23 protein-coding genes and 2 tRNA genes are annotated in these 26524 nt (G+C 61.3%); 21 read left to right on the forward strand and 4 right to left on the reverse strand.

The features are described 5' to 3' along the window. Window positions 1-43 precede the first annotated feature (43 nt). On the reverse strand, window positions 44-526 hold the full coding sequence (gene smpB / locus ACNFIC_RS23110; RefSeq protein ID WP_011532120.1) for an SsrA-binding protein SmpB: 483 nt from the start codon (window positions 524-526) through the stop codon (window positions 44-46). Window positions 527-687: 161 nt separating this feature from the next. Here smpB and ACNFIC_RS23115 point away from each other — a divergent pair, with 161 nt between their 5' ends. Beyond that, entirely contained in the window at window positions 688-1122 is a 435-nt protein-coding gene (locus ACNFIC_RS23115; RefSeq protein ID WP_138221486.1) for a type II toxin-antitoxin system RatA family toxin, read from the forward strand. Between the two features lie 58 nt (window positions 1123-1180). On the opposite strand, the gene ACNFIC_RS23120 is transcribed toward ACNFIC_RS23115, so the two are convergent. Continuing rightward, complete coding sequence (locus tag ACNFIC_RS23120; RefSeq protein WP_138221485.1) at window positions 1181-1702, reverse strand: outer membrane protein assembly factor BamE; 522 nt, start codon at window positions 1700-1702, stop codon at window positions 1181-1183. Between the two features lie 97 nt (window positions 1703-1799). On the opposite strand from ACNFIC_RS23120, the gene fur reads away from it, so the two are divergent. Continuing rightward, a complete protein-coding gene (gene fur / locus ACNFIC_RS23125) occupies window positions 1800-2204 on the forward strand; it encodes a ferric iron uptake transcriptional regulator (RefSeq protein WP_138221484.1) in 405 nt (134 codons plus the stop codon). A gap of 221 nt (window positions 2205-2425) precedes the next feature. Here fur and recN read toward each other — a convergent pair whose 3' ends face one another. Next, window positions 2426-4099 (reverse strand): DNA repair protein RecN, encoded by a 1674-nt coding sequence (gene recN / locus ACNFIC_RS23130; RefSeq protein WP_138221482.1) that lies wholly within the window; start codon window positions 4097-4099, stop codon window positions 2426-2428. A gap of 183 nt (window positions 4100-4282) precedes the next feature. Here recN and grpE point away from each other — a divergent pair, with 183 nt between their 5' ends. From grpE to ACNFIC_RS23170, 8 genes are all read left to right on the forward strand, one after another. Further along, a complete protein-coding gene (gene grpE / locus ACNFIC_RS23135) occupies window positions 4283-4837 on the forward strand; it encodes a nucleotide exchange factor GrpE (RefSeq protein ID WP_138221481.1) in 555 nt (184 codons plus the stop codon). 101 nt (window positions 4838-4938) lie between these two features. Beyond that, window positions 4939-6864: a molecular chaperone DnaK gene (dnaK, locus tag ACNFIC_RS23140; RefSeq protein ID WP_138221480.1), complete on the forward strand. Its 1926-nt coding sequence runs from the start codon at window positions 4939-4941 to the stop codon at window positions 6862-6864. A 209-nt stretch (window positions 6865-7073) separates the two neighbouring features. Then, on the forward strand, window positions 7074-8198 hold the full coding sequence (gene dnaJ / locus ACNFIC_RS23145; RefSeq protein ID WP_138221479.1) for a molecular chaperone DnaJ: 1125 nt from the start codon (window positions 7074-7076) through the stop codon (window positions 8196-8198). 13 nt (window positions 8199-8211) lie between these two features. Beyond that, window positions 8212-9018, forward strand: a complete 807-nt coding sequence (gene dapB, locus ACNFIC_RS23150) for a 4-hydroxy-tetrahydrodipicolinate reductase (RefSeq protein WP_416782185.1) — start codon at window positions 8212-8214, stop codon at window positions 9016-9018. A 360-nt stretch (window positions 9019-9378) separates the two neighbouring features. Continuing rightward, window positions 9379-10515, forward strand: a complete 1137-nt coding sequence (gene carA, locus ACNFIC_RS23155) for a glutamine-hydrolyzing carbamoyl-phosphate synthase small subunit (protein ID WP_138221477.1) — start codon at window positions 9379-9381, stop codon at window positions 10513-10515. Window positions 10516-10621: 106 nt separating this feature from the next. After that, on the forward strand, window positions 10622-13843 hold the full coding sequence (carB, locus tag ACNFIC_RS23160) for a carbamoyl-phosphate synthase large subunit (RefSeq protein WP_138221476.1): 3222 nt from the start codon (window positions 10622-10624) through the stop codon (window positions 13841-13843). Next, a complete protein-coding gene (greA, locus tag ACNFIC_RS23165; RefSeq protein ID WP_171031007.1) occupies window positions 13840-14322 on the forward strand; it encodes a transcription elongation factor GreA in 483 nt (160 codons plus the stop codon). The genes carB and greA overlap by 4 nt, the downstream gene beginning before the upstream one ends. Continuing rightward, window positions 14300-14740, forward strand: a complete 441-nt coding sequence (locus ACNFIC_RS23170; RefSeq protein WP_138221475.1) for an MFS transporter — start codon at window positions 14300-14302, stop codon at window positions 14738-14740. The genes greA and ACNFIC_RS23170 overlap by 23 nt, the downstream gene beginning before the upstream one ends. Before the next feature lie 127 nt (window positions 14741-14867). On the opposite strand, the gene ACNFIC_RS23175 is transcribed toward ACNFIC_RS23170, so the two are convergent. Beyond that, window positions 14868-15176 (reverse strand): YhbY family RNA-binding protein, encoded by a 309-nt coding sequence (locus ACNFIC_RS23175; RefSeq protein WP_138221474.1) that lies wholly within the window; start codon window positions 15174-15176, stop codon window positions 14868-14870. 102 nt (window positions 15177-15278) lie between these two features. Between ACNFIC_RS23175 and rlmE the strand changes: the two genes are divergently transcribed. The 11 genes from rlmE to infB all read left to right on the forward strand — a co-directional run bounded on the left by rlmE (window position 15279) and on the right by infB (window position 26430). After that, complete coding sequence (rlmE, locus tag ACNFIC_RS23180) at window positions 15279-15905, forward strand: 23S rRNA (uridine(2552)-2'-O)-methyltransferase RlmE (RefSeq protein ID WP_416782189.1); 627 nt, start codon at window positions 15279-15281, stop codon at window positions 15903-15905. A 201-nt stretch (window positions 15906-16106) separates the two neighbouring features. Next, a complete protein-coding gene (ftsH, locus tag ACNFIC_RS23185; RefSeq protein ID WP_138221472.1) occupies window positions 16107-18014 on the forward strand; it encodes an ATP-dependent zinc metalloprotease FtsH in 1908 nt (635 codons plus the stop codon). A gap of 8 nt (window positions 18015-18022) precedes the next feature. Then, a complete protein-coding gene (folP, locus tag ACNFIC_RS23190; protein ID WP_416782191.1) occupies window positions 18023-18874 on the forward strand; it encodes a dihydropteroate synthase in 852 nt (283 codons plus the stop codon). Between the two features lie 16 nt (window positions 18875-18890). After that, on the forward strand, window positions 18891-20231 hold the full coding sequence (gene glmM / locus ACNFIC_RS23195; protein WP_138221470.1) for a phosphoglucosamine mutase: 1341 nt from the start codon (window positions 18891-18893) through the stop codon (window positions 20229-20231). Window positions 20232-20297: 66 nt separating this feature from the next. Then, the gene (gene tpiA / locus ACNFIC_RS23200; protein WP_416782193.1) at window positions 20298-21053 is read left to right on the forward strand and encodes a triose-phosphate isomerase; all 756 of its coding nucleotides are present in this window, start codon (window positions 20298-20300) and stop codon (window positions 21051-21053) included. A 4-nt stretch (window positions 21054-21057) separates the two neighbouring features. After that, window positions 21058-21450 carry a preprotein translocase subunit SecG gene (gene secG, locus ACNFIC_RS23205; RefSeq protein WP_138221468.1) on the forward strand — a complete coding sequence of 131 codons (393 nt, stop codon included), beginning with the start codon at window positions 21058-21060 and terminating at the stop codon, window positions 21448-21450. A gap of 21 nt (window positions 21451-21471) precedes the next feature. Further along, window positions 21472-21557 (forward strand) — tRNA-Leu (locus tag ACNFIC_RS23210). A 99-nt stretch (window positions 21558-21656) separates the two neighbouring features. Beyond that, window positions 21657-21733, forward strand: a tRNA-Met gene (locus ACNFIC_RS23215). A 129-nt stretch (window positions 21734-21862) separates the two neighbouring features. After that, window positions 21863-22321 carry a ribosome maturation factor RimP gene (gene rimP / locus ACNFIC_RS23220; RefSeq protein WP_171031009.1) on the forward strand — a complete coding sequence of 153 codons (459 nt, stop codon included), beginning with the start codon at window positions 21863-21865 and terminating at the stop codon, window positions 22319-22321. Between the two features lie 59 nt (window positions 22322-22380). Then, on the forward strand, window positions 22381-23862 hold the full coding sequence (gene nusA, locus ACNFIC_RS23225) for a transcription termination factor NusA (RefSeq protein ID WP_138221467.1): 1482 nt from the start codon (window positions 22381-22383) through the stop codon (window positions 23860-23862). A 27-nt stretch (window positions 23863-23889) separates the two neighbouring features. Beyond that, window positions 23890-26430: a translation initiation factor IF-2 gene (infB, locus tag ACNFIC_RS23230; RefSeq protein ID WP_138221466.1), complete on the forward strand. Its 2541-nt coding sequence runs from the start codon at window positions 23890-23892 to the stop codon at window positions 26428-26430. Window positions 26431-26524: the final 94 nt, after the last annotated feature.

Consider the following 26524-nt stretch of genomic DNA (forward strand, 5'->3'; position numbering starts at 1 on the left):
GCGACACAAGGCCGCTCCTACACGCGACCGCGTGGGCAGGACGTTACTCTTCCTTGCCCTTGTTGCGCATGGTGCGCTGCAGCTCGCGGTTGGAGTCGCGTTCGCGCACGGTGTCGCGCTTGTCGAACTCCTTCTTGCCCTTGCCGAGCGCGATTTCGCACTTGATCAGGTGCTTGCTCCAGTACAGCGACATCGCCACGCAGGTGTAGCCTTTTTGCGCCACGGCCGCTTCCAGGCGCTCGAGCTCGCGCTTGTTCAGCAGCAGCTTGCGGGTGCGGATGGGATCGGCGATGACGTGGGTGCTGGCGGTGGTCAGCGGTGTGATGTGGCTGCCGAACAGCCAGGCTTCGCCATCCTTCAGCAATACGTAGCTGTCGGTCAGGTGTGCCTTGCCGGCCCGCAGGCTTTTTACTTCCCAGCCGGACAGGACCAGCCCGGCCTCGAACTTGTGTTCGATGAAGTAATCGTGTCGCGCTTTTTTGTTTTGCGCGATGGTCCCGGTCGGATGTTTCTTTTGCTTAGCCATAGGGGCGGCATTATAGGCAGTCGCTGCGTCCTCGGCTATGGGGTTTAGGTGTGCTTGAGCCTGTAGGACTAATCCCGGACAATGCAGGGGCTGTTCCGTTGAACGGAATCGATTTTCCGGCGCTGCGATGCGCCACCGCCCAGTTTGGAAGTGACGCCTGGATGACTACCCATATTCAACGCTCGGCCCTGCTGCCTTACCCCGCCCAGGCGCTCTACGACTTGGTCAATGATGTGGCCAGCTACCCGGCGTTCTTGCCGTGGTGCTCGGCGTCGACGGTGATCGAGGCCAGTGACACGCAGATGCGCGCCAAGCTCGAAGTGGCCAAGGGCGGGATGAGCCAGCAGTTCGTGACGCGTAATGTGCTGGTGCCGGGGCAGTCCATCGAGATGAACCTGGAGGAGGGGCCGTTCACCCAGTTGCATGGGGTGTGGGTGTTCAAGCCTTTGGGCGAGAAAGCCTGCAAGATCAGCCTGGACTTGTCGTTCGATTATGCCGGTGCCCTGGTCCGTGCAACGCTCGGGCCGTTGTTCAACCAAGCGGCCAATACGATGGTCGATGCCTTCTGCCAGCGCGCCAAGCAACTTTATAGCTGACGAAGGCGCGCATAAAAAAGCCCGGATAATGTCCGGGCTTTTTCGTCTACGCCTGTGGTTACTGAGGCGAGGTTTCCAGCGGGGCTGGGGTCGGAACCGGGGTCGTTTGGATGGTGTCGATCTCTTTCTGGATCGACTCTTCCAGCGAGCCTGCCTTGGCCGGTTTCTCAGCGGGTTGGCCAGGCTGTTGGGCCGGGCTGACGCGGGTATCGCCGCTGCCACCAAGGATTTCCTGGTCGCGGCTCACGCCTGGCATGAAGTCGCCGGCCAGGCTGACCAGTTGGTCGTTGTCGTTGAAGAAGATGCTCATGCGCTCTTGCTGGCGCCGGCCACCACCGGGCTGAAGGCTATACAGATAGTCCCAGCGGTTGGTGTGGAAGGTGTCCTGGAGCAGGGGGTTGCCCATGATAAACCTTACTTGCCGACGGGTCATTCCGGGGCGCAATTGGTCTATCATGTCCTGCGTGACGACATTGCCCTGCTGGATGTCGATTTTGTAAACCCCGGGAAACGAGCAACCGGCGAGTGCGAGCAGTCCCACGAGGGTGAGGCTGGTTAGCAAGAGCTTGGTGTTTTGCATCGGTGGGCGACTTCCACTATCTTGGCTGGACAACGTAAACCCCGATCATACCCGTATTAAGAGAAGCTGCGAAGCAGCATCGGCGAGAAAGCTGACCATGGTTGAAAATAGCGAATTACGCAAAGCCGGCCTCAAGGTGACCCTGCCTCGAGTCAAGATTCTTCAGATGCTCGACTCTGCCGAGCAGCGCCACATGAGTGCCGAGGACGTCTACAAGGCGCTGATGGAGGCTGGCGAGGACGTCGGTCTGGCGACCGTGTATCGCGTACTGACCCAATTCGAGGCTGCGGGTCTGGTGGTTCGCCACAACTTCGACGGCGGTCATGCGGTATTCGAACTGGCTGACGGTGGTCATCACGACCACATGGTCAACGTGGATAGCGGCGAAGTAATCGAGTTCGTCGACACCGAGATCGAGAAGCGCCAGAAGGAAATCGTGGCCGAGCACGGCTACGAGTTGGTGGACCACAACCTGGTCCTCTACGTGCGCAAGAAAAAGTAACGATTTCGATCGTTATGAATGACAAAGGCGACCTTCGGGTCGCCTTTGTGCTTTGTGCCTGAAAAACGCATTCCCCTGTGGGGGCGGCCTTGCCGGTGCGCTGGATCGGCCGGAAAGGGCTGCGAAGCAGCCCCGACGATCTTGGATAACGCCAAAATCCTGGGGCCGCTTCGCAGCCCTTTCGCGGCGCAAGGCCGCTCCTACAGGGAGTGCGGTCAGTCTTAAGCCTTGCTGCTGACTACCATCTTGCGCGCATGGGCCAGGGATTCCTTGGTCAGGTCGATGCCGCCGAGCATGCGTGCCACTTCCTCGACGCGCTCGCGTTTGCCCAGGTTGGCCACCGCCGTGTGGGTGGTGTCGCTGTTGCGCACTTTATGCACGAACAGGTGATGATGGCCCTGTGCGGCGACTTGGGGCAGGTGGGTGACGGTGAGTACCTGGCCGCGCTCGCCGAGTCGGCGCAGTAACTGGCCGACGATTTCGGCGGTGGGGCCGCCGATGCCCACGTCCACTTCGTCGAACACCAGGGTGGGAATGCGTGAGGTCTGTGCGGTGATCACCTGAATCGCCAGGCTGATGCGTGACAGCTCGCCCCCCGATGCCACCTTGGCCAGCCCCTTGAGGGGTTGGCCGGGGTTGGCGCTGACTAGCAGTTCGATCTGCTCCAGGCCGTGGGGTGAGAGTTCGTCGTTGTTGAAAGGCGAAAGCGCGATGCAGAAGCGTCCGCCGGGCATGCCCAGGCGCTGGATCTCCAGTTCGACCGCGCTTGCCAGTTGCGTCGCGGCCTGTTGGCGCAGGGCGCTCAGCTCGGTTGCCTTCTCTTTATAGTGCTGCGCAAAGGCTTTCAGCTCTTCGCCCAGTCGTTCGAGGGACTCGTCGCTGGCGTTCAGCCCTTCTAGCTCCTCCATCAACTGTTGTTGCAGGTGGGGCAGCTCGGTGGGGTGGACGCGGTGTTTACGGGCCAGCGTGTAGAGGGTGTCGAGCCGCTCTTCAAGGGCCTGCAGGCGCAGTGGGTCGGCATCGAAATGGTCGAGGAAGCGGTTGAGTTCGCCTACGGCCTCCTCGATTTGGATTTGCGCGCTGGCGATCAGATTGACGGCCTCGTGCAGGGCCTTGGGGGCGTTGCTGACGGCAGTCAGGCGATTGAGGCTGACAGTCAGTGCGCTGAGCACGTTCCCCGAATCGCTTTCGCTGCACTGGTCGATGACCTGGCGGCAGATGCCGAACAATGCCTCGGCATTGGTCAGGTTCTTGTGCTCTTGCTCGAGTTGCTCCAGCTCGTTTTCACCCAGGCCGAGGTTGTCCAGTTCTTCGAGCTGGTAGCTCAGCAACTGGTGACGAGCACGTTGCTCGTCGCCAGCGTTGCTCAGGCGCTCGAGCTCCTGGCGCGTCTGGTTCCAGCGCTTGGCGGCCAGTTGTACCTGGCGGGCCAGGTCAATGGCGCCAGCGTATTCGTCCAGCAGGCGGCGGTGCGTGTCGGTTTTCAGCAGCGACTGGTGCTCGTGCTGGCTGTGGATGTCGATCAGCAGTTCGCCCAGTGCCTTGAGGTCGCCCAGCGGGCAGGGCGTGCCGTTGATGTAGCCGCGGCTGCGGCCCTCGGCGGTGATGACTCGGCGCAGGATGCACGGGCCGTCGCTTTCGAGGTCGCGCTCGGCGAGCCAGGTATGGGCCTCGGGGATGTCGATCAGGTCGAACGTGGCGAGGATGTCCGCCTTGTCTGCGCCGGGCCGCACTACGCCGCTGTCGGCGCGATCGCCCAGGGCCAGGCCCAGGGCGTCGAGCATGATCGACTTGCCGGCCCCGGTTTCGCCGGTGATTACCGACATGCCGCGGGCGAGTTCGAGGTCGAGGTGTTCGACGATGGCGTAGTTGCGAATGGACAGGTGCAGCAGCATGAGGGCGGCTCCCGGAAGCTTGGGTCTGGTTATTTATACAGTGGTTTGCAGTTGGCTGACAATGCCCGTCGGGCGAATATGGAAATGCACTTGCCCCCTTGAAGCTGGTTTTTCCGACCCCATATAGCCGGCAAGACATGGCGGGCGTGGCCCGCACCCCAGAAATTGCGAAGGAGAAACCCGATGGCTGACGAACAGCTGGATGAGAAGAACCTGAATGCCGAAGAAGCCGGTGCCGGCACTGCCGATGCTCGCGTTCTGGAGCTCGAGGAGCAGCTGGCCGCGGCCAAGGATCAGTCCCTGCGCGCCGCCGCCGACCTGCAGAACACCCGTCGGCGTGCCGAGCAGGATGTCGAGAAGGCCCACAAGTTCGCCCTGGAGAAGTTTGCGGGCGACCTGCTGCCGGTCATCGACAGCCTTGAGCTGGCCCTGGCCCACTCCAGCGCCGACGACGAGAACGTGAAGAAAATCCGTGAAGGTGTCGAACTGACCCTGAAGATGTTCCAGGACACCCTCAAGCGCTACAACCTCGAAGCCATCGACCCCCATGGTCAGCCGTTCAACCCCGAGCATCACCAGGCCATGGCCATGCAGGAAAACGCCGAGGTCGAGCCGAACAGCGTGTTGAACGTGTTCCAGAAGGGCTACCTGCTCAGCGGTCGTCTGCTGCGCCCCGCGATGGTGGTGGTCAGCAAAGCGCCTGCGGCGCCGCAGCCTTCTATCGATGAAAAGGCTTGAAATCCTTTCGGGCATCCCCATCTAGGTGTCAAGCCTTCAAGTATTACCGCAGTTGGCCAGTGACGCCGCTGTGAACACATTCAAGTTTCGGGAGAGTTAACATGGGCAAAATCATCGGTATCGACCTGGGGACCACCAACTCGTGCGTCTCCATCCTGGAAGACGGCAAGGTCAAGGTCATCGAGAACGCCGAAGGCGCGCGTACCACCCCTTCGATCATCGCCTACGCCAACGATGGCGAGATTCTGGTCGGTCAGTCGGCCAAGCGTCAGGCTGTGACCAACCCGCACAACACCTTGTTCGCGGTCAAGCGTCTGATCGGTCGTCGTTTCGAAGAAGACGTCGTACAGAAAGACATCAAGCTGGTGCCTTACAAAATCGTCAAGGCCAGCAACGGTGACGCTTGGGTTCAAGCCAGCGGCAAGGACATGGCACCGCCGCAGATCAGCGCCGAAGTGCTGAAGAAAATGAAGAAGACCGCCGAAGACTACCTCGGTGAGTCGGTCACCGAAGCGGTCATCACCGTGCCGGCCTACTTCAACGACAGCCAGCGTCAGGCCACCAAGGACGCCGGTCGCATCGCCGGTCTGGACGTCAAGCGCATCATCAACGAGCCGACCGCCGCTGCACTGGCCTATGGCATGGACAAGGCCAAGGGCGACCACACCATCATCGTCTATGACCTCGGTGGTGGTACTTTCGACGTTTCGGTCATCGAAATCGCCGAAGTCGACGGTGAGCACCAGTTCGAAGTACTGGCCACCAACGGCGACACCTTCCTGGGTGGCGAAGACTTCGACATGCGCCTGATCGACTACCTCGTGGACGAGTTCAAGAAAGAGTCCGGCATGGACCTGAAGAACGATCCGCTGGCCCTGCAGCGCCTGAAAGAAGCCGCTGAAAAAGCCAAGATCGAGCTGTCCTCGGCCCAGTCGACCGACGTCAACCTGCCGTACATCACTGCTGACGCAACCGGTCCGAAGCACCTGAACGTGAAGATCTCCCGCGCCAAGCTGGAGTCGCTGGTCGAAGACCTGGTTCAGCGCACCATCGAGCCTTGCCGCATCGCCCTGAAAGACGCCGGCATCGACGCCAGCAAGATCGACGACGTGATCCTGGTCGGTGGCCAGACCCGTATGCCGATGGTGCAGAAGGCCGTGGCTGACTTCTTCGGTAAAGAAGCCCGCAAAGACGTCAACCCGGACGAAGCCGTCGCCATGGGTGCTGCCATCCAGGGCGCCGTTCTGGCCGGTGATGTGAAAGACGTACTGCTGCTGGACGTCAGCCCGCTGACCCTGGGTATCGAAACCATGGGCGGCGTGATGACCCCGCTGATCGAGAAGAACACCACCATCCCGACCAAGAAGTCGCAGGTGTTCTCGACCGCTGACGACAATCAGGGCGCCGTGACCATTCACGTGCTGCAAGGCGAGCGCAAGCAAGCGGCGCAGAACAAGTCGCTGGGCAAGTTCGACCTGGCTGACATTCCGCCAGCGCCGCGCGGTGTGCCACAGATCGAAGTAACCTTCGACATCGACGCCAACGGCATCCTGCACGTCAGCGCGAAGGACAAGGCCACCGGCAAGTCGCAGTCGATCGTGATCAAGGCCAACTCCGGTCTGTCGGACGAGGAAATCGAGCGCATGGTGCGTGACGCCGAGGCCAACGCCGAGGAAGACCGCAAGTTCGAAGAACTGGCTGCTGCTCGTAACCAGGGTGACGCGCTGGTTCACTCGACCCGCAAAATGGTCGCTGATGCCGGTGACAAGGTCACTGCTGAAGAGAAAACCGCGATCGAAGCGGCTGTGGTTGCCCTGGAAGCCGCTGTCAAAGGCGATGACAAGGCCACCATCGACGCCAAGGTCGAGGAGCTGTCCAAGGTCTCGGCGCCGGTTGCCCAGAAGATGTACGCCGAGCAACAGGCTGAGCAGCCGCAGGGCGGCGCCCAGCAGGCCGAGCCTGAAGCCAAGCACGACGACGTGGTTGACGCCGAGTTCGAAGAAGTGAAAGACAACAACAAGCAGTAATCCCTGCCTGTTGTCGGCCAGTTCAGTGGCATTTGCCGCTGAACTGGTAGGATGTCGCCGCGCGGGGGCTTGCTCCCGCGTTGGCGTGTCTGGAACACGAGAATTTTTACAGCATCTGTCTGGGCGCATTCGCGTATGGCGGCAGGTGTTGGCGGCACGGCGCGACAGCTGCGCGCCGGTGCCAAACACCCCAAGAGTGCAAATGACCTATGTCCAAACGTGATTTTTATGAGGTGCTGGGTGTCGAGCGCGGCGCCAGCGAGGGCGACCTCAAGAAGGCCTACCGCCGTCTGGCGATGAAGTACCACCCGGACCGCAACCCGGGCGATAAAGAGTCCGAAGACAAGTTCAAGGAGGCCAACGAGGCCTACGAAGTGCTGTCTGACGCGGGCAAGCGCTCCGCTTACGACCAATACGGTCACGCCGGTGTCGACCCTAGTATGGGTGGCGGCGGTGCTGGCTTCGGCGGTGCCAACTTCTCCGATATTTTCGGTGATGTGTTCAGCGATTTCTTCGGTGGTGGTCGCGGTGGTTCGCGCGGTGGTGCCCAGCGTGGCAGCGACCTGCGCTACACCCTTGAGCTGAACCTCGAAGAGGCTGTGCGCGGTACGACGGTCAGCATCCGCGTACCTACGCTGGTCAACTGCAAGCCGTGCGATGGCTCCGGCGCCAAGAAAGGCTCCACGCCTTCCACGTGCCCGACCTGTGGCGGTATCGGCCAGGTGCGCATGCAGCAAGGCTTCTTCTCGGTGCAACAGACCTGCCCGCGCTGCCATGGCCAGGGCAAGATCATCACCGACCCGTGCACGTCGTGCCACGGTGAAGGTCGTGTCGAGGAATACAAGACCCTCTCGGTCAAGGTGCCAGCGGGTGTCGATACTGGCGACCGCATTCGCTTGTCCGGTGAAGGCGAGGCGGGTGCCCAGGGTGGCCCGACCGGCGACTTGTACGTGGTCATCAGTGTGCGCGAGCACGCGATCTTCCAGCGCGACGGCAAGCACCTGTACTGCGAAGTGCCGATTAGCTACACCGACGCAGCCTTGGGTGGCGAGTTGGAAGTACCGACGCTCGATGGCCGCGTGAAACTGAAAATTCCCGAAGGCACCCAGACCGGCAAGCAGTTCCGTCTGCGCGGCAAGGGTGTGGCGCCGGTGCGTGGCGGCGGTGCGGGCGACCTGCTGTGCCGCGTTGCGGTCGAAACGCCGGTCAACCTCAGCCGTCGCCAGCGCGAGTTGCTCGAAGAGCTGCGCGATTCGCTGGATGGCGACAGTTCCCACTCGCCCAAGGCCAGTGGCTGGTTCGAAGGCGTGAAGCGCTTCTTCGGCGATCTTTGACAAGGAACAGGCTATGCGACGTATTGCAGTGATGGGCGCCGCCGGGCGCATGGGCAAGGTGCTGATCGAGGCGGTTCAGCAGCAGGCGCCGAAGGCCGGCCTGACCGCCGCCATTCATCGCCCCGACAGCACCCTGGTAGGTGCTGACGCCGGTGAGCTGGCAGGTCTTGGGCGAATCGGCGTGCCGATTGTCGATGATCTGGCCAAGGTGGTCGACGAGTTCGACGTGCTGATCGATTTCACGCACCCGTCGGTCACCCTGAAAAACCTCGCGTTCTGCCGCAAGGCTGGCAAGGCGATGGTCATCGGTACCACCGGTTTCAGTGCCGAAGAGAAGCAGTTGCTGGTGGAGGCGGGCAAGGAGATCCCGATCGTCTTCGCGGCCAACTTCAGCGTGGGCGTCAACCTGTGCCTGAAGCTGCTGGATACCGCTGCCCGTGTGCTGGGTGATGAGGTGGACATCGAGATTCTCGAAGCGCATCACCGGCACAAGGTCGATGCGCCATCGGGCACGGCCCTGCGCATGGGGGAAGTGGTGGCCCAGGCGCTGGGGCGTGACCTGCGTGAAGTGGCGGTCTATGGTCGTGAGGGGCAGACGGGTGCTCGTGAACGGCAGACCATCGGCTTCGCTACGGTGCGGGCGGGCGACGTTGTGGGTGATCATACCGTGCTGTTCGCTGCCGAAGGCGAGCGCGTGGAGATCACCCATAAGGCTTCCAGCCGCATGACCTTCGCCAAGGGTGCGGTGCGTGCTGCGCTGTGGCTGGAGGGGCGTGAGCCTGCGCTGTATGACATGCAGGATGTGCTTGAGCTGCACTGATGCCGCCTTGCTGCGCAGCCCCTGTAGGAGCGGCCTTGTGCCGCGAAGGGAGCGCGTAGCGGTCCCAGGATTTGCGCATCACGCAAGATTGCCGGGGCTGCTTCGCAGCCCTTTCGCGACACAAGGCTGGCCGCTCCTACAGGGGCATGTCGCGCAGGCCTGTCGCATTCATGTGTTTTAGAGACACATATGCGGTAGACCCAAAAGGCACTTTTCTGTAAGCTACAGCTTTAGTGTGTCCACTAAAAGCGCGCAGCGAATTGAATTCAGCACATGAAAGCGGGGTGACGTGTCCATACGTCACTCCGCTTTTTTGCAACCTGCGATCGCCCTTTCATGCTTGATTTACGGGAGGTCTTCTTGACAAAGCCAGCCATACTCGCCCTTGCCGACGGCAGTATTTTCCGCGGTGAAGCCATCGGTGCCGACGGTCAGACCGTTGGTGAGGTGGTATTCAACACCGCTATGACCGGCTACCAGGAAATCCTTACAGACCCTTCCTATTCGCAGCAGATCGTCACCCTGACCTACCCGCACATCGGCAACACCGGCACCACGCCGGAAGACGCCGAGTCGAACCGTGTCTGGTCCGCCGGCCTGGTCATTCGTGACCTGCCGCTGCTGGCCAGCAACTGGCGTAACACCCAGTCGCTGCCGGAGTACCTGAAGGCCAATAACGTGGTTGCCATCGCGGGCATCGATACGCGTCGCCTGACCCGTATCCTGCGTGAGAAGGGCGCTCAGAACGGCTGCATCCTGGCCGGTGACGACATCACCGAAGAAGCCGCCATCGCCGCTGCGCGCGCCTTCCCGGGCCTCAAGGGCATGGACCTGGCCAAGGTCGTCTCCACCAAGGAGCGCTACGAGTGGCGCTCCAGCGTGTGGGAGCTGAAAACCGACAGCCACCCGACCATCGACGCTGCCGATCTGCCATACCACGTCGTTGCCTACGACTACGGCGTCAAGCTGAACATCCTGCGCATGCTGGTTGCCCGTGGCTGCCGCGTGACCGTGGTGCCGGCCCAGACGCCAGCCAGCGAAGTGCTGGCGCTGAATCCGGACGGCGTGTTCCTGTCCAACGGCCCTGGTGACCCCGAGCCGTGCGACTACGCGATCCAGGCGATCAAGGACGTGCTCGAGACCGACATTCCGGTCTTCGGTATCTGCCTGGGTCACCAGCTGTTGGCCCTGGCCTCCGGCGCCAAGACCATGAAAATGGGTCACGGCCACCACGGTGCTAACCACCCGGTCCAGGACCTGGACACCGGCGTGGTCATGATCACCAGCCAGAACCACGGTTTCGCTGTCGACGAAGCCACCCTGCCGGGCAATGTCCGCGCCATCCACAAGTCGCTGTTCGACGGCACCCTGCAGGGTATCGAGCGTACCGACAAGAGCGCGTTCAGCTTCCAGGGCCACCCTGAAGCGAGCCCAGGCCCGACCGACGTCGCGCCACTGTTCGATCGTTTCATCGATGCCATGGCCAAGCGCCGCTGAGCATCCTGCATCAAGGCCCCGGGGCGGCCCACGCCGCGCCCGGAAGCGCCTGACCCAGATTGTTCAAGACGGCTTGCCGACTGACCCGCGGATTTGAGTGACAACCATGCCAAAACGTACAGACATTAAAAGCATCCTGATTCTCGGCGCTGGCCCGATCGTGATCGGCCAGGCCTGCGAATTCGACTACTCCGGCGCCCAGGCTTGCAAAGCCCTGCGCGAGGAGGGTTTCCGCGTCATCCTGGTGAACTCCAACCCGGCCACCATCATGACCGACCCGGCCATGGCCGATGCCACCTACATCGAGCCGATCAAGTGGCAGTCGGTGGCCAAGATCATCGAGAAAGAGCGTCCAGACGCTGTCCTGCCGACCATGGGTGGCCAGACCGCGCTGAACTGCGCCCTGGACCTGGAGCGCCACGGCGTTCTGGAAAAGTTCGGCGTCGAAATGATCGGTGCCAATGCCGACACCATCGACAAGGCCGAAGACCGCTCGCGCTTCGACAAGGCCATGAAGGACATCGGCCTGGAGTGCCCGCGCTCCGGTATCGCCCACAGCATGGAAGAGGCCAATGCGGTCCTCGAGAAGCTCGGCTTCCCGTGCATCATCCGTCCGTCCTTCACCATGGGCGGCACCGGTGGTGGTATCGCCTACAACCGTGAAGAATTCGAAGAAATCTGCGCCCGCGGTCTGGACCTGTCGCCGACCAAGGAACTGCTGATCGACGAATCGCTGATCGGCTGGAAGGAATACGAGATGGAGGTGGTCCGCGACAAGAAGGACAACTGCATCATCGTCTGCTCCATCGAAAACTTCGACCCGATGGGCGTGCACACTGGTGACTCGATCACCGTGGCACCGGCACAGACGCTCACCGACAAGGAATACCAGATCATGCGCAACGCCTCGCTGGCGGTGCTGCGTGAGATCGGTGTCGAGACCGGTGGCTCCAACGTGCAGTTCGGTATCTGCCCGAACACTGGTCGCATGGTCGTGATCGAGATGAACCCGCGTGTATCGCGTTCGTCCGCCCTGGCATCGAAAGCCACCGGCTTCCCGATTGCCAAGATCGCTGCCAAGCTGGCGGTCGGCTACACCCTCGACGAGCTGCAGAACGACATCACCGGCGGCCGTACCCCGGCGTCCTTCGAGCCTTCGATCGACTACGTCGTCACCAAGCTGCCACGCTTCGCCTTCGAGAAATTCCCCAAGGCCGACGCCCGCCTGACCACCCAGATGAAATCCGTCGGTGAAGTCATGGCCATCGGCCGGACCTTCCAGGAGTCCCTGCAGAAAGCCCTGCGCGGTCTGGAAGTCGGTGCCTGCGGCCTGGACCCGAAAGTCGACCTGGCCAACCCGGAAGCCGCCAGCATCCTCAAGCGCGAACTGACCGTGCCGGGCGCCGAGCGTATCTGGTATGTCGCCGATGCCATCCGTTCGGGCATGACCATCGAAGCGATCTTCGAACTGACCGGTATCGACCTGTGGTTCCTGGTGCAGATGGAAGATCTGATCAAGGAAGAAGAGAAGGTCAAGACCCTGGCCCTGTCGGCGATCGACAAGGACTACATGCTGCGCCTCAAGCGCAAGGGCTTCTCGGACCAGCGCCTGGCCAAGCTGCTCGGCATCACCGACAAGAACCTGCGTCGCCACCGCCACAAGCTGGAAGTGTTCCCGGTCTACAAGCGCGTCGACACCTGCGCGGCCGAGTTCGCCACCGACACCGCCTACCTCTACTCCACCTATGAGGAAGAGTGCGAGGCCAACCCGTCGACCCGCGACAAGATCATGATCCTGGGTGGCGGCCCGAACCGTATCGGCCAAGGCATCGAGTTCGACTACTGCTGCGTGCACGCAGCCCTGGCGCTGCGTGAAGACGGTTACGAGACCATCATGGTCAACTGCAACCCGGAAACTGTCTCCACCGACTACGACACCTCCGACCGCCTGTACTTCGAGCCGCTGACCCTGGAAGACGTGCTGGAAGTCTGCCGCGTCGAGAAGCCGAAGGGCGTGATCGTCCATTACGGCGGCCAGACCCCGCTGAAACTGGCCCGCGCCCTGGAAGAAGCCGGCGTACCGATCATCGGCACCAGCCCAGACGCTATCGACCGCGCCGAAGACCGCGAGCGTTTCCAGCAGATGGTGCAGCGCCTGAACCTGCTGCAGCCGCCAAACGCCACCGTGCGCAGCGAAGAAGAGGCCATCAATGCCGCAGGCGGCATCGGCTACCCGCTGGTGGTGCGCCCGTCGTACGTGCTCGGTGGTCGCGCCATGGAGATCGTCTACGAGTTGGACGAACTCAAGCGCTACCTGCGTGAAGCGGTTCAGGTCTCCAACGACAGCCCGGTCCTGCTCGACCACTTCCTCAACTGCGCCATCGAGATGGACGTGGATGCGGTCAGCGACGGCACCGACGTGGTGATCGGCGCGATCATGCAGCACATCGAGCAGGCCGGTGTTCACTCCGGTGACTCGGCATGCTCGCTGCCGCCTTACTCGCTGAGTCAGCAGGTGCAGGACGAAGTCCGCGTCCAGGTCAAGAAGATGGCCCTGGAGCTGGGCGTTGTCGGTCTGATGAACGTGCAGCTGGCCTTGCAGGGCGACAAGATCTACGTGATCGAAGTCAACCCGCGCGCCTCGCGTACCGTGCCATTCGTCTCCAAGTGCATCGGCACCTCGCTGGCGATGATCGCCGCGCGCGTCATGGCTGGCAAAACCCTGAAGGAACTGGGCTTCACCCAGGAAATCATCCCGAACTTCTACAGCGTCAAGGAAGCCGTCTTCCCGTTCGCCAAGTTCCCAGGTGTTGACCCGATCCTCGGCCCTGAGATGAAATCCACCGGTGAAGTCATGGGTGTGGGCGACAGCTTCGGTGAAGCGTTCGCCAAGGCCCAGATGGGGGCCAGCGAAGTTCTGCCAAGCGGCGGCACTGCGTTCATCAGCGTGCGTGACGACGACAAGCCACAAGTGGCTGGCGTTGCCCGCGACCTGATCGCCCTGGGCTTCGAAGTAGTCGCCACGGCTGGCACCGCCAAGGTGATCGAAGCGGCCGGCCTGAAAGTGCGTCGTGTGAACAAGGTGACCGAAGGTCGTCCGCATGTGGTCGACATGATCAAGAACGACGAAGTGTCGTTGATCATCAACACCACCGAAGGCCGCCAGTCGATCGCCGACTCGTACTCGATTCGCCGCAATGCGCTGCAACACAAGATTTACTGCACCACCACCATTGCGGCCGGTGAAGCCATCTGCGAAGCGCTGAAGTTCGGTCCTGAGAAGACCGTTCGTCGCCTTCAAGATCTGCATGCAGGACTCAAAGCATGAGCATTACCAAGTACCCGATGACCGTCCAGGGCGCGCGCGCCCTGGAAGAAGAGCATCTGTTCCTGAGCAAGACCGAACGCCCGCGCCTGAGCCAGGCGATTGGTGAAGCCCGCGAGCTGGGCGATCTCAAGGAAAACGCCGAGTACCATGCCGCCCGTGAGGAGCAGGGCATGGTCGAGGCGCGTATCCGCGATATCGAAGGCCGTCTGCAGAACTCGGTGGTGATCGACGTCACCACCATCGCGCACACCGGCAAAGTGATTTTCGGGACCACCGTGGACCTGGAAAACACCGAGACGGGCGAGCAGGTGACCTACCAGATCGTTGGCGAGGACGAGGCCGACATCAAGAAAGGCAAGCTCTCGGCCAGTGCGCCAATCGCACGCGCCATCATTGGCAAGGAAGAGGGCGATACCGTTGTCGTCAAGACGCCAAGCGGCACGGTCGAGTACGAGATTGTCGAAGTCAAGCACATCTGACCGACGCCTGCGGGCGCCTTCGCTCGAGGGTATCCTCTGGCAGCTGGCCCAGGTGTTCTGGGTCGGCGGCCTTTGGGTGTTCCACGTGGGGCTGGTGCCGGCGCTGAAAGTCAGTGGTCTTGCACCGTTGCTGGTGCATGACGTGGCCGCGCAGATCGACCGCTGGTTGATCGGCGTGGCGATGCTCGGGCTATTGACTCAGCTGGCGGTATTGGCGAGGGTCGATGGCCTGACGGCCTGGTGGCGGCAATTTCGCGGCCAGATGCTGTTGCTTGGCTTTGGTGCCTGTGTCGGGTACTACACGCTGCGCTACGGGATTTCCGTAGGGGAGCGTTGGCAGATGTTCTGCTTCCTGGTGTTGGGCTTCTCCGGCATCGTGCTGGTGGCCCAGCCGGTCCCGGTCAGGGCGCGGCGCTAGTCCAGACTTGACGCGACCCTTGTAGGAGCGGCCTTGCGCCGCGAAAGTCAGCCTTGCAGTAGATGCAGCCGGGGCCGCTTGGCGGCCCTCTCGCGGCACAAGGCCGCTCCTACAGGGAGCGTGTCCGTTACTTGTAACGGTGGATATTGGACAGCTGTTTGTTCGGCTGTGGGTTCTTGCGGTAGATCAGCGCTTTCTTGCCGATGGTCTGCACCAGCTCGGCGCGGCCGACCTTGCACAGTTCGGCAATCGCGGCAGCGCGCTCTTCACGGTCTTCGGAACGGATTTCGACCTTGATCAGCTCGTGATCGACCAGCGCCCGTTCCAGTTCGGCGACGACGCCTTCGTTCAAACCATTGCCCGCGACGATCAGAACCGGTTTCAGGTCATGACCAATGGACTTGTATTGCTTCTTCTGCTCGTTGTTGAGCGGCATAATCTGACCCTTTTCGTCTGATTCTGTAAAATTGACGGGCATTTTACCCGAGGGCCTGTGGCTCCGCCCAGTCAATCACGACGCATATCATCGAGGTGCCCCGTGGTACAACGTTCCAAAAGCAGCGCAAACTGGCTGCGCGAGCATTTCAACGACCCCTTCGTCAAACAGGCGCAGAAGGACGGCTACCGTTCGCGCGCCAGCTACAAGCTCCTGGAGATCCAGGAAAAGGACAAGCTGATCCGTCCTGGCATGAGCGTGATCGACCTCGGCGCCGCGCCTGGGGGGTGGTCCCAGGTGACCAGTCGTCTGATTGGTGGGCAGGGCCGTTTGATTGCCTCTGACATCCTGGAGATGGACGCAATCGCCGACGTGACCTTCATCCAGGGCGATTTTACCCAGGACGAAGTGCTCGCCCAGATTCTCCAGGCGGTGGGCGATTCGCACGTGGACCTTGTGATTTCCGACATGGCCCCCAATATGAGTGGTACGCCCGCAGTGGACATACCGCGGGCGATGTTCCTTTGCGAGCTCGCGCTCGACCTGGCAACCCGTGTACTGCGCCCTGGTGGCGACTTCCTGATCAAGATCTTCCAGGGTGAAGGTTTCGATGTGTACCTCAAGGAGGTACGGGGCAAGTTCGACAAGGTGCAGATGCGCAAGCCGTCGTCTTCGCGGGACCGCTCCCGCGAACAGTACCTGCTGGCCCGCGGTTTCAAAGGGGTGTAAGCGGTTTTGCGGGGCGCCCGATAGTTATTTCCAATCGGCTGCCGCGTCAGGATCGTCCGAACTTCGTGTAGTCTAGCTTTCACAAAGGGTTACAGACGGTGCCTGCGGCTGCGTAGGTAATGTAGTAAGTTAGGGCGATGAATATCATGCGAGGCACGGCTGCGTCGTGCGCCGGCCTCAGAGGGTAGCGAATTGAACGACATGGCAAAGAATCTGATCCTGTGGTTGATCATCGCCGCCGTCCTGGTGACGGTGATGAACAACTTCTCCAGCCCTAACGAGCCGCAGACCCTCAACTACTCCGACTTCATCCAGCAGGTCAAGGATGGCAAGGTCGAGCGCGTGACCGTCGACGGCTACATCATTACCGGCAAGCGCACCGACGGCGACAACTTCAAGACCGTGCGTCCTGCCATCACCGACAACGGCCTGATCGGCGACCTGGTCGACAATCACGTTACCGTCGAAGGCAAGCAGCCTGAGCAGCAGAGCATCTGGACGCAACTGCTGGTGGCAAGCTTCCCGATCCTCGTGATTATCGCCGTGTTCATGTTCTTCATGCGCCAGATGCAGGGTGGTGCCGGCGGCAAGGGTGGCCCGATGAGCTTCGGCAAGAGCAAGGCGCGCCTGCTCTCCGAAGACCAGGTCAAGACGACCCTGGCAGATGTTGCCGGTTGCGACGAAGCCAAGGAAGAAGTCGGCGAGTTGGTCGAGTTCCTGCGCGATCCTGGCAAGTTCCAGCGCCTGGGCGGGCGTATTCCGCGTGGCGTGCTGATGGTCGGCCCGCCCGGTACCGGTAAGACCCTGCTGGCCAAGGCCATCGCTGGCGAAGCCAAGGTGCCGTTCTTCACCATTTCCGGCTCCGACTTCGTTGAAATGTTCGTTGGTGTCGGTGCCAGCCGTGTGCGCGACATGTTCGAGCAGGCTAAAAAGCACGCACCGTGCATTATCTTCATTGACGAGATCGACGCCGTTGGTCGCCACCGTGGCGCCGGCATGGGTGGCGGTCACGACGAGCGCGAGCAGACCCTCAACCAGCTGCTGGTCGAAATGGATGGCTTCGAGATGAACGATGGCATCATCGTCATCGCCGCGACCAACCGCCCGGACGTGCTCGACCCAGCGCTGTTGCGTCCAGGTCGTTTCGACCGCCAGGTGGTGGTTGGCCTGCCGGATATCCGTGGTCGCGAGCAGATCCTCAAGGTCCACATGCGTAAGGTCCCGATTGGCGAGAACGTCAACGCTGCTGTGATTGCTCGTGGTACGCCTGGCTTCTCCGGTGCTGACCTGGCCAACCTGGTCAACGAAGCGTCGCTGTTCGCCGCCCGCGCAAGCAAGCGCCTGGTGGAAATGAAGGAGTTCGAGCTGGCCAAGGACAAGATCATGATGGGCGCCGAGCGCAAGACCATGGTCATGTCCGAGAAAGAAAAGCAGAACACGGCTTACCATGAAGCCGGTCATGCCATCGTCGGTCGCATCGTTCCCGAGCACGACCCGGTCTACAAGGTGTCGATCATCCCGCGTGGTCGCGCCCTGGGTGTGACCATGTTCCTGCCCGAGGAAGATCGCTACAGCCTCTCCAAGCGTGCGTTGATCAGCCAGATCTGCTCGTTGTACGGCGGCCGTATCGCCGAAGAAATGACCCTGGGCTTCGATGGCGTCACCACCGGTGCTTCCAACGACATCATGCGCGCCAGCCAGATTGCCCGGAACATGGTCACCAAATGGGGCCTGTCCGAGAAACTCGGTCCGCTGATGTACGCAGAGGAAGAGGGTGAAGTGTTCCTCGGTCGCAGTGCTGCTAGCCAGCACGCCAGTGTATCCGGCGAGACCGCCAAGCTGATCGACTCGGAAGTGCGCGCGATCATCGATCAGTGCTACGCCACCGCCAAGCAGATCCTCACGGACAATCGTGACAAGCTCGACGCGATGGCCGATGCCTTGATGAAGTACGAAACCATCGATGCCGACCAGATCGACGACATCATGGCGGGCCGCACGCCACGCGAGCCGCGCGACTGGGACAATGATGCCGGCACTTCTGGCAATCAGGCTTCTGAGGGTGATCGTCCGGAGTCGCCGATCGGCGGTCCAGCGGCTCAACACTAAGGGCATCTATGACCTCTCAGCAGTACCCGACCCGGTTGCCTTGCGGCAGCCGGGTTCTTGATTTGTCCCGTACCCACGTCATGGGTATTCTCAACATCACCCCCGACTCGTTCTCCGATGGTGGGCGCTTCAGTCAGCGTGACGAAGCCCTGCGGCACGCCGAGGCGATGGTCGAGGCGGGCGCCACGCTGATCGATGTGGGGGGCGAGTCAACCCGCCCGGGCGCGCGGGCAGTGTCCCCTATCGAGGAACTCGAACGCGTCGCGCCTATCGTCGAGGCGATCAACAGTCGCCTGGATGTGATCATCTCCGTCGATACCTCGACGCCCGCAGTCATGCGTGAGTCGGCCCGCCTCGGTGCCGGCTTGATCAATGACGTGCGGGCCTTGGAGCGTGACGGTGCGCTGGATGCGGCAGCCGATACCGGCCTGCCGGTGTGTCTGATGCACATGCGTGGCGAGCCGGGTAACATGCAGGACGACCCGCATTACGATGACGTGACCGTCGAGGTGGGGCGCTATCTGGAACAGCGCATGGCTGCCTGTGCGGCGGCTGGCATTGCTGCCGAGCGCATCATCCTCGACCCGGGTTTCGGGTTTGCCAAGAACCTGGCGCATAACCTGAGCTTGTTCAAGCACATGGAGTCGCTCTATCGACTCGGACGGCCGCTGCTGGTGGGTGTCTCGCGCAAGAGCATGATCGGTCTCACCTTGAATCGCCCGGTCGACCAGCGCCTTTATGGCAGCCTAGCCCTGGCGGCGCTGGCCATGACCAAGGGTGCCAGCATCCTGCGCGTGCACGACGTGGCCGAAACCGCCGACGTGGTGCGCATGATCGCAGCGGTGCAGGGCGCCGAATAAGAACACTGGAGTTCCTATGAGCAGAAAATACTTTGGCACCGATGGTATCCGTGGCCGCGTTGGCCAGTACCCCATCACCCCGGACTTCATGCTGAAACTCGGCTGGGCCGCAGGCATGGCCTTCCGCAAGCAAGGCAATTGCCGCGTACTGGTGGGCAAGGACACGCGAATTTCCGGCTACATGTTCGAGTCCGCCCTGGAGGCGGGCTTGTCCGCAGCAGGCGCCGACGTGATGCTGCTCGGCCCGATGCCGACACCTGCTATCGCCTACCTCACCCGGACCTTCCATGCCGAGGCCGGTATCGTCATCAGTGCTTCGCACAACCCGCACGATGACAACGGCATCAAGTTCTTCTCCGGGAATGGCACCAAGCTGCCCGACGAAGTCGAGCTGATGATCGAGGAACTGCTCGACCAGCCGATGAATGTGGTCGAGTCGAGCAAACTGGGCAAGGTTTCGCGTATCAACGATGCCGCCGGTCGCTACATCGAGTTCTGCAAGAGCAGCGTGCCTACCAGTACTAATTTCGAAGGCCTGAAGATCGTCGTGGACTGTGCCCATGGCGCGACCTACAAGGTCGCCCCGAGCGTGTTTCGCGAGCTGGGTGCCCAGGTCACGGTGCTCAATGCCGCGCCTGATGGGCTGAACATCAACGAGAACTGTGGCTCGACCCATATCGAATCCCTGCAAGCCGCCGTGTTGGTGGGGCATGCTGACCTTGGTATCGCCTTCGATGGCGATGGCGATCGGGTGCTGATGGTCGATCACACCGGCGCTATCGTCGACGGCGACGAACTGCTGTACATCATCGGCCGCGACCTGCACGACCGTGGCAAGTTGCAGGGCGGCGTGGTCGGCACGTTGATGAGCAACCTGGGCCTGGAGCTGGCATTCAAGGAGCTGGATATCCCGTTTGTGCGTGCCAAGGTAGGCGATCGCTATGTGATGGCCGAGCTGCTCGAGCGTGAGTGGTTGCTGGGTGGCGAGAATTCTGGGCATGTAGTGTGCTGCAACCACACCACCACGGGCGATGCGATCATCGCCGCGTTGCAGGTATTGATGGCGCTCAAGCGCCGTGGCGATACCCTGGCCCAGGCTCGTCAGGGGGTGCGCAAGTGCCCGCAGGTGCTGATCAACGTGCGCTTCGAGGCAGGCAAGAGCGATCCGTTGGAAAACCCGCGGGTCAAGCAGGCCAGTGCCCAGGCTACCGAAGATATGGCGGGCCGTGGGCGCGTGTTGTTGCGCAAATCCGGGACCGAGCCGCTGGTGCGGGTAATGGTCGAGGGTGACGACGAAAGCCAGGTGCGTGGCCATGCCGAAGCCCTGGCCAAACTGGTCGCGGAAGTTTGTGCCTGAAAGAGGCTTGCCAGCGCAGATCGGGTTGGGTAAGATCTGCGCCCACTTTGACCGACGAGGTAAAGCATGCGTCGCCCCATGGTAGCTGGTAACTGGAAAATGCACGGTACCCGCGCCAGCGTCGCTGAGCTCACTCGTGGCTTGGGCGAAATGCCCATTCCTGGCGGTATCGAAGTAGCGGTGTTTCCACCGGCCTTGTTCATCAACGAAGTTGTCGATGGGCTCAAAGGCAAGGGAATCATCGTAGGCGCACAGAATTCTGCCGTATTGCCCGAAGAGGGCGCGCTGACAGGTGAAGTTGCACCGAGTCAGTTGGCTGAAGTCGGTTGTAAGTTGGTGTTGATTGGTCACTCTGAGCGTCGCCAGATTATTGGTGAAACCGAGGAAGTGCTGAATCGCAAGTTTGCAGCCGCACAAAAAAGTGGTTTGACGCCAGTGCTCTGTGTAGGGGAAACTCTCGAAGAGCGTGAGGCAGGCAAGACGCTAGAAGTTGTAGGGCGTCAACTAAGCAGTGTTATCGACGCGTTCGGTATCAAGGCTTTTGCCAATGCAGTAATTGCCTATGAGCCTGTATGGGCCATCGGTACAGGTTTGACGGCCTCGCCCCAGCAAGCCCAGGATGTGCATGCAGCCATCCGTAAGCAGCTGGCAGCGCAGGACGCCGAAGTTGCCGGTAACGTGCAGCTTCTCTACGGCGGCAGCGTGAAGGCGGCCAATGCGGCCGAACTGTTCGGCATGCCGGATATCGATGGGGGGCTCATTGGTGGAGCGTCCCTGAACGCAGACGAATTCGGTGCAATTTGTCGCGCCGCAGGAAACTGAACAAATGCTGGAAACAGTCGTAGTTGTTTTTCATCTGTTGGCGGCGTTGGCGCTGGTTGTTATGGTGCTGCTGCAACAGGGTAAAGGTGCGGAAGCAGGTGCATCTTTCGGCGCAGGTGCTTCAAATACTGTGTTCGGAAGCCAAGGTTCCGCTACCTTTTTGAGTAAAGTTACTGCTATACTTGCTGCCACTTTCTTTTTGACTGCACTTGGGTTAGGATACTTCGCCAAGCAGCAGGCTCACCAGCTCACTCAAGCTGGTCTGCCAGATCCAGCAGTGCTGGAAGTCAAAGAGCAAAAGCCGGCAGTCAATGATGATGTACCGGTGCTCCAGCAGCAGAAGAGCGAAGCCACCCAATCCGGTGACGTACCTCCTCCGGCGAAAGAGCAGCAGTAACGGGTTTCAAGAAGTAGTATTGCCGAGGTGGTGGAATTGGTAGACACGCAACCTTGAGGTGGTTGTGCCCATAGGGTGTAGGGGTTCGAGTCCCCTTCTCGGTACCAATTGAAGCATGAAAGCCCGCTTTGAGCGGGCTTTCTTGCAGGTGGAGGTTAGATTGACCCTGTAGGGGGTTCGGTCTTATACTTTCGCCCCAGCTTTGTCGCGGGGTGGAGCAGCTTGGTAGCTCGTCGGGCTCATAACCCGAAGGTCGTTGGTTCAAATCCAGCCCCCGCAACCAGCTTCAGCAGAGCCCCTTTTCAGGGGCTTTTTGCTAGCCGACAGTTTTCGGCGCCGTTGTCCAACGGCGCTTTCAGGGATGGGCGCTTGGCCCATTTTTTATTTGCACAGCATGCACGAGGGGGTTCAGGTGTCGAGCAAGCTAGAACAGTTGCAGGCCTTGTTGGCCCCGGTGGTCGAGGGGCTGGGCTATCAGTGCTGGGGGATCGAATACGTTTCCCAGGGCAAACATTCGGTATTGCGCATCTATATCGATAAGGAAGACGGCATTCTGGTGGACGACTGCGAAGCGGTCAGCCGTCAGGCCAGCGCCATCCTGGATGTGGAAGATCCGATCAGCAGTGAATATACCCTCGAGGTGTCCTCTCCAGGCATGGATCGCCCGCTGTTCACTCTGGAACAGTTTGCCTCGCATGCCGGCGAACAAGTGAAGATCAAGCTGCGCACGCCTTTCGAAGGGCGTCGTAACTTCCAGGGCCTTCTCCGTGGTGTGGAGGAGCAGGATGTGGTGGTCCAGGTGGACAACAACGAGTTCCTGCTGCCGATCGATTCGATCGACAAGGCCAATATTATTCCCAGTTTTGACTGAGACGTGCCGGGCCCGGCGGATGTTTCGGGTCCAATGGCTTGCGCAAGGCGAGGCGTACGATGAGCAAAGAAGTACTGCTGGTTGTTGAATCGGTATCCAACGAGAAAGGTGTACCGCCCGGCGTCATTTTCGAAGCGCTGGAAGTGGCACTGGCTACTGCAACCAAGAAACGTTTTGAAGACGAAGTCGATCTGCGTGTGGAAATCAACCGCCACACCGGTAGCTACGAGACCTTCCGTCGCTGGACCGTGGTCGACGAAAACGACCTGGATGATCCGGCGATCGAGACCTGGCTGGCCAAGATCCAGGATACCCACCCGGATGCCAAAATCGGCGACGTGATCGAAGAAAAGATCGAGTCGATCGAATTCGGTCGTATCGCCGCCCAGACCGCCAAGCAGGTCATCGTGCAGAAGGTTCGCGAAGCCGAGCGTGCCCAGGTGGTCGATGCCTACCGTGAACGCGTGGGCGAGATCATCTCCGGCACCGTGAAGAAGGTCACCCGCGACAACGTCATCGTCGACCTGGGCAACAACGCCGAAGCGTTGCTGGCCCGTGAAGACATCATTGCGCGTGAGACTTTCCGTGTCGGTGTGCGCTTGCGTGCGCTGCTCAAGGAAATCCGCACCGAGAACCGCGGTCCGCAGCTGATCCTGTCGCGTACCGCGCCACAGATGCTGATCGAGCTGTTCCGCATCGAAGTGCCGGAAATCGCTGAAGGTCTCATCGAAGTCATGGCCGCTTCCCGTGATCCGGGATCGCGTGCCAAGATCGCCGTCCGCTCCAAGGACAAACGCATTGACCCGCAAGGCGCCTGCATCGGCATGCGGGGGTCGCGTGTCCAGGCCGTATCCGGTGAGCTGGGTGGTGAGCGTGTGGATATCGTCCTGTGGGACGAGAACCCGGCGCAGTTCGTCATCAACGCCATGTCGCCGGCAGAGGTTGCCGCGATTATCGTTGACGAGGACGCCCATGCGATGGACATCGCCGTTGCCGAAGACAATCTGGCCCAGGCGATTGGCCGTGGCGGTCAGAACGTTCGTCTGGCTAGCCAGCTGACGGCCTGGACCTTGAACGTGATGACCGAGAAGGACATCCAGGCCAAGCAACAGGCTGAAACCGGCGACATCCTGCGCAATTTCATCGAAGAACTGGAAGTCGACGAGGAGCTGGCACAAGTGCTGGTCGACGAAGGCTTCACCAGCCTCGAAGAAATTGCCTACGTACCGTTGGAAGAAATGCTCAACATCGATGGCTTTGACGAGGACATCGTCAATGAGCTGCGCGCTCGTGCCAAGGACCGCTTGTTGACCAAGGCCATCGCTACCGAAGAAAAACTGGCAGACGCCCATCCGGCCGAAGACCTGCTCTCTCTCGAGGGCATGGACAAGGACCTGGCGGCGGAACTGGCGGTGCGCGGCGTGGTTAACCGCGAAGACCTGGCCGAGCAGTCGATCGACGATCTGCTCGACATCGACGGCATCGACGAAGAGCGTGCCGGCAAGTTGATCATGGCCGCCCGAGCCCACTGGTTCGAGTAATTAGGCGCGGCCTGAGGAGAGAAGTGCATGACGCAAGTCACGGTGAAAGAACTGGCCCAAGAGGTCGAGGCACCGGTAGAGCGCCTGCTGCAGCAGATGCGTGAGGCAGGTCTGCCGCACACCGACGCCGGTCAGGTAGTGACCGACAATGAGAAGCAGACCCTGCTGACTCATTTGAAGAGCAGCCACAAAAGCAAGGCGGAAGAGCCGCGCAAGATTACCTTGCAGCGCAAGACCACCAGCACGCTGCGTGTCGCCGGTAGCAAAAGCATCAGCGTAGAAGTACGCAAGAAGAAAGTATTCGTGCAGCGCAGCCCGGAAGAGATCCAGGCCGAGCAGAAGCGCGAGCTGGAAGAGCGCCGCGCCACCGAGAACGCCGAGCGCGAGAAGGCTGACGCCGACGCTCGCCAGCGTGCCGAAGAGCAGGCGCGCCGTCAGGCGGCTGAAGCACCGGCCGCTGCGCCTGCGCCGAAGGCCGAGCCTGCGCCTGCCCCTGCCGCTCCGGTAGTCGAGGCTCCGGTGTCCGAAGACGCCGCAGCCCGTGCTGCCGAGCGCAAGAAGGACGAGACCCGCCGCAACGAAAGCCGCAGCCGTGATGATGATCGTCGCGGTGGTGGCCCGGCAGCCGCTGGTCGCGGCGATGCGCCGCGCATGTCGGTCAAGGTCAAGGTCAAGGAGAAGGAAAAGGCTCCGACTCCACGCGCTGCGCCGCGTACCACCGATGAAGAAAGCGACGGTTTCCGTCGTGGCCGCGGTGGCAAGAGCAAAGCCAAGAAGCGCAACCAGCACGGCTTCCAGAACCCGACCGGTCCAGTCATCCGTGACGTGACCATCGGCGAGACCATCACCGTTTCGGACCTGGCACAGCAGATGTCGGTCAAGGGCGCTGAAGTCGTCAAGTTCATGTTCAAGCTGGGCACCCCGGTGACCATCAACCAGGTTCTGGACCAGGAGACCGCTCAGCTGGTCGCCGAGGAACTGGGCCACAAGGTCACCTTGGTCAGCGATACCGCCCTCGAAGATTCGCTGGCCGAATCGCTGAAGTTCGAAGGCGTGAGCGAATCCCGTGCGCCGGTCGTGACCGTCATGGGCCACGTTGACCACGGTAAGACTTCGCTGCTCGACTACATCCGTCGTGCCAAGGTTGCCGCAGGCGAAGCCGGTGGTATTACCCAGCACATCGGTGCCTACCACGTGGAAACCGACCGCGGCATGGTCACCTTCCTCGACACCCCTGGTCACGCTGCGTTCACCCAGATGCGTGCCCGTGGTGCCAAGGCGACCGACATCGTCATCCTGGTGGTGGCGGCGGACGACGGCGTGATGCCGCAGACCCGCGAAGCCGTTCAGCACGCCAAGGCTGCCGGCGTACCGCTGGTGGTCGCGGTGAACAAGATCGACAAGCCGGGTGCCGACCTCGATCGTATCCGCAACGAACTGTCCGTCGAAGGCGTGACCTCCGAGGACTGGGGTGGTGACACTCCGTTCGTCAAGGTTTCGGCGAAGATGGGTACCGGTGTCGACGAGCTGCTCGAAGCGGTCCTGCTGCAAGCCGAGATCCTTGAACTCAAGGCCACTCCAACCGCGCCTGGCCGTGGTGTCGTGGTCGAGTCGCGCCTGGACAAGGGCCGCGGCCCGGTTGCCACCATCCTGGTTCAGGACGGCACCCTGCGTCAGGGCGACATGGTCCTGGTCGGCTCCAACTATGGCCGCGTGCGCGCCATGCTCGACGAGAACGGCAAGCCTGTGAAGGAAGCTGGCCCGTCGATCCCGGTCGAGATCCTCGGCCTGGATGGCACCCCGGACGCCGGTGACGAGCTGTCGGTAGTGGCTGACGAGAAGAAGGCCCGTGAAGTGGCCCTGTTCCGTCAAGGCAAGTACCGCGAGGTCAAGCTGGCCCGTGCTCACGCTGGCAAGCTGGAAAACATCTTCGAGACCATGGGTCAGGAAGAGAAGAAGACCCTCAACATCGTCCTCAAGACCGATGTGCGTGGTTCGCTCGAAGCGCTGCAGGGCTCGCTCGGCAGCCTGGGCAACGACGAAGTTCAGGTACGCGTGATCGGTGGCGGCGTCGGTGGTATCACCGAAAGCGACGCCAACCTGGCACTGGCCTCGAACGCGGTGCTGTTCGGCTTCAACGTGCGTGCCGATGCCGGTGCGCGCAAGATCGTCGAGCAGGAAGGTCTGGATATGCGTTACTACAACGTGATCTACGACATCATCGAAGACGTCAAGAAGGCCCTGACCGGCATGCTCGGCAGCGATGTTCGCGAGAACATCCTGGGTGTGGCCGAAGTGCGTGACGTGTTCCGCTCGCCGAAGTTCGGTGCCATCGCTGGCTGTATGGTCATCGAGGGTACCGTGTACCGCAACCGTCCGATCCGCGTACTGCGCGAGGACGTGGTGATCTTCGAAGGCGAACTCGAATCGCTGCGTCGCTTCAAGGACGACGCCTCCGAAGTGCGTAACGGCATGGAGTGCGGTATTGGCGTCAAGAGCTACAACGACGTCAAGGTCGGCGACAAGATCGAAGTCTTCGAGAAAGTCCAGGTGGCTCGTACCCTGTAAGGGTGAGCCCGTTGCCAGCCCCCGTAGTAGGGCGGTTGGCAGCGCCTCTGTAGGTAGCGCCCGGTCAGGCCCACAGCTTGACCGGGCGTTTGCC

This window comes from Pseudomonas sp. NY15463 (assembly GCF_048068415.1).
In the GTDB taxonomy this organism is placed as follows: domain Bacteria; phylum Pseudomonadota; class Gammaproteobacteria; order Pseudomonadales; family Pseudomonadaceae; genus Aquipseudomonas; species Aquipseudomonas mosselii_C.

Excerpts from the sequence above, each read along its gene's own strand:
- smpB (WP_011532120.1), bottom strand. The coding sequence starts at position 526 with ATGGCTAAGCAAAAGAAACATCCGACCGGGACCATCGCGCAAAACAAA.
- ACNFIC_RS23115 (WP_138221486.1), top strand. The coding sequence starts at position 688 with ATGACTACCCATATTCAACGCTCGGCCCTGCTGCCTTACCCCGCCCAG.
- ACNFIC_RS23120 (WP_138221485.1), bottom strand. The coding sequence starts at position 1,702 with ATGCAAAACACCAAGCTCTTGCTAACCAGCCTCACCCTCGTGGGACTG.
- fur (WP_138221484.1), top strand. The coding sequence starts at position 1,800 with ATGGTTGAAAATAGCGAATTACGCAAAGCCGGCCTCAAGGTGACCCTG.
- recN (WP_138221482.1), bottom strand. The coding sequence starts at position 4,099 with ATGCTGCTGCACCTGTCCATTCGCAACTACGCCATCGTCGAACACCTC.
- grpE (WP_138221481.1), top strand. The coding sequence starts at position 4,283 with ATGGCTGACGAACAGCTGGATGAGAAGAACCTGAATGCCGAAGAAGCC.
- dnaK (WP_138221480.1), top strand. The coding sequence starts at position 4,939 with ATGGGCAAAATCATCGGTATCGACCTGGGGACCACCAACTCGTGCGTC.
- dnaJ (WP_138221479.1), top strand. The coding sequence starts at position 7,074 with ATGTCCAAACGTGATTTTTATGAGGTGCTGGGTGTCGAGCGCGGCGCC.
- dapB (WP_416782185.1), top strand. The coding sequence starts at position 8,212 with ATGCGACGTATTGCAGTGATGGGCGCCGCCGGGCGCATGGGCAAGGTG.
- carB (WP_138221476.1), top strand. The coding sequence starts at position 10,622 with ATGCCAAAACGTACAGACATTAAAAGCATCCTGATTCTCGGCGCTGGC.
- greA (WP_171031007.1), top strand. The coding sequence starts at position 13,840 with ATGAGCATTACCAAGTACCCGATGACCGTCCAGGGCGCGCGCGCCCTG.
- ACNFIC_RS23175 (WP_138221474.1), bottom strand. The coding sequence starts at position 15,176 with ATGCCGCTCAACAACGAGCAGAAGAAGCAATACAAGTCCATTGGTCAT.
- ftsH (WP_138221472.1), top strand. The coding sequence starts at position 16,107 with ATGGCAAAGAATCTGATCCTGTGGTTGATCATCGCCGCCGTCCTGGTG.
- folP (WP_416782191.1), top strand. The coding sequence starts at position 18,023 with ATGACCTCTCAGCAGTACCCGACCCGGTTGCCTTGCGGCAGCCGGGTT.
- glmM (WP_138221470.1), top strand. The coding sequence starts at position 18,891 with ATGAGCAGAAAATACTTTGGCACCGATGGTATCCGTGGCCGCGTTGGC.
- tpiA (WP_416782193.1), top strand. The coding sequence starts at position 20,298 with ATGCGTCGCCCCATGGTAGCTGGTAACTGGAAAATGCACGGTACCCGC.
- secG (WP_138221468.1), top strand. The coding sequence starts at position 21,058 with ATGCTGGAAACAGTCGTAGTTGTTTTTCATCTGTTGGCGGCGTTGGCG.
- nusA (WP_138221467.1), top strand. The coding sequence starts at position 22,381 with ATGAGCAAAGAAGTACTGCTGGTTGTTGAATCGGTATCCAACGAGAAA.
- infB (WP_138221466.1), top strand. The coding sequence starts at position 23,890 with ATGACGCAAGTCACGGTGAAAGAACTGGCCCAAGAGGTCGAGGCACCG.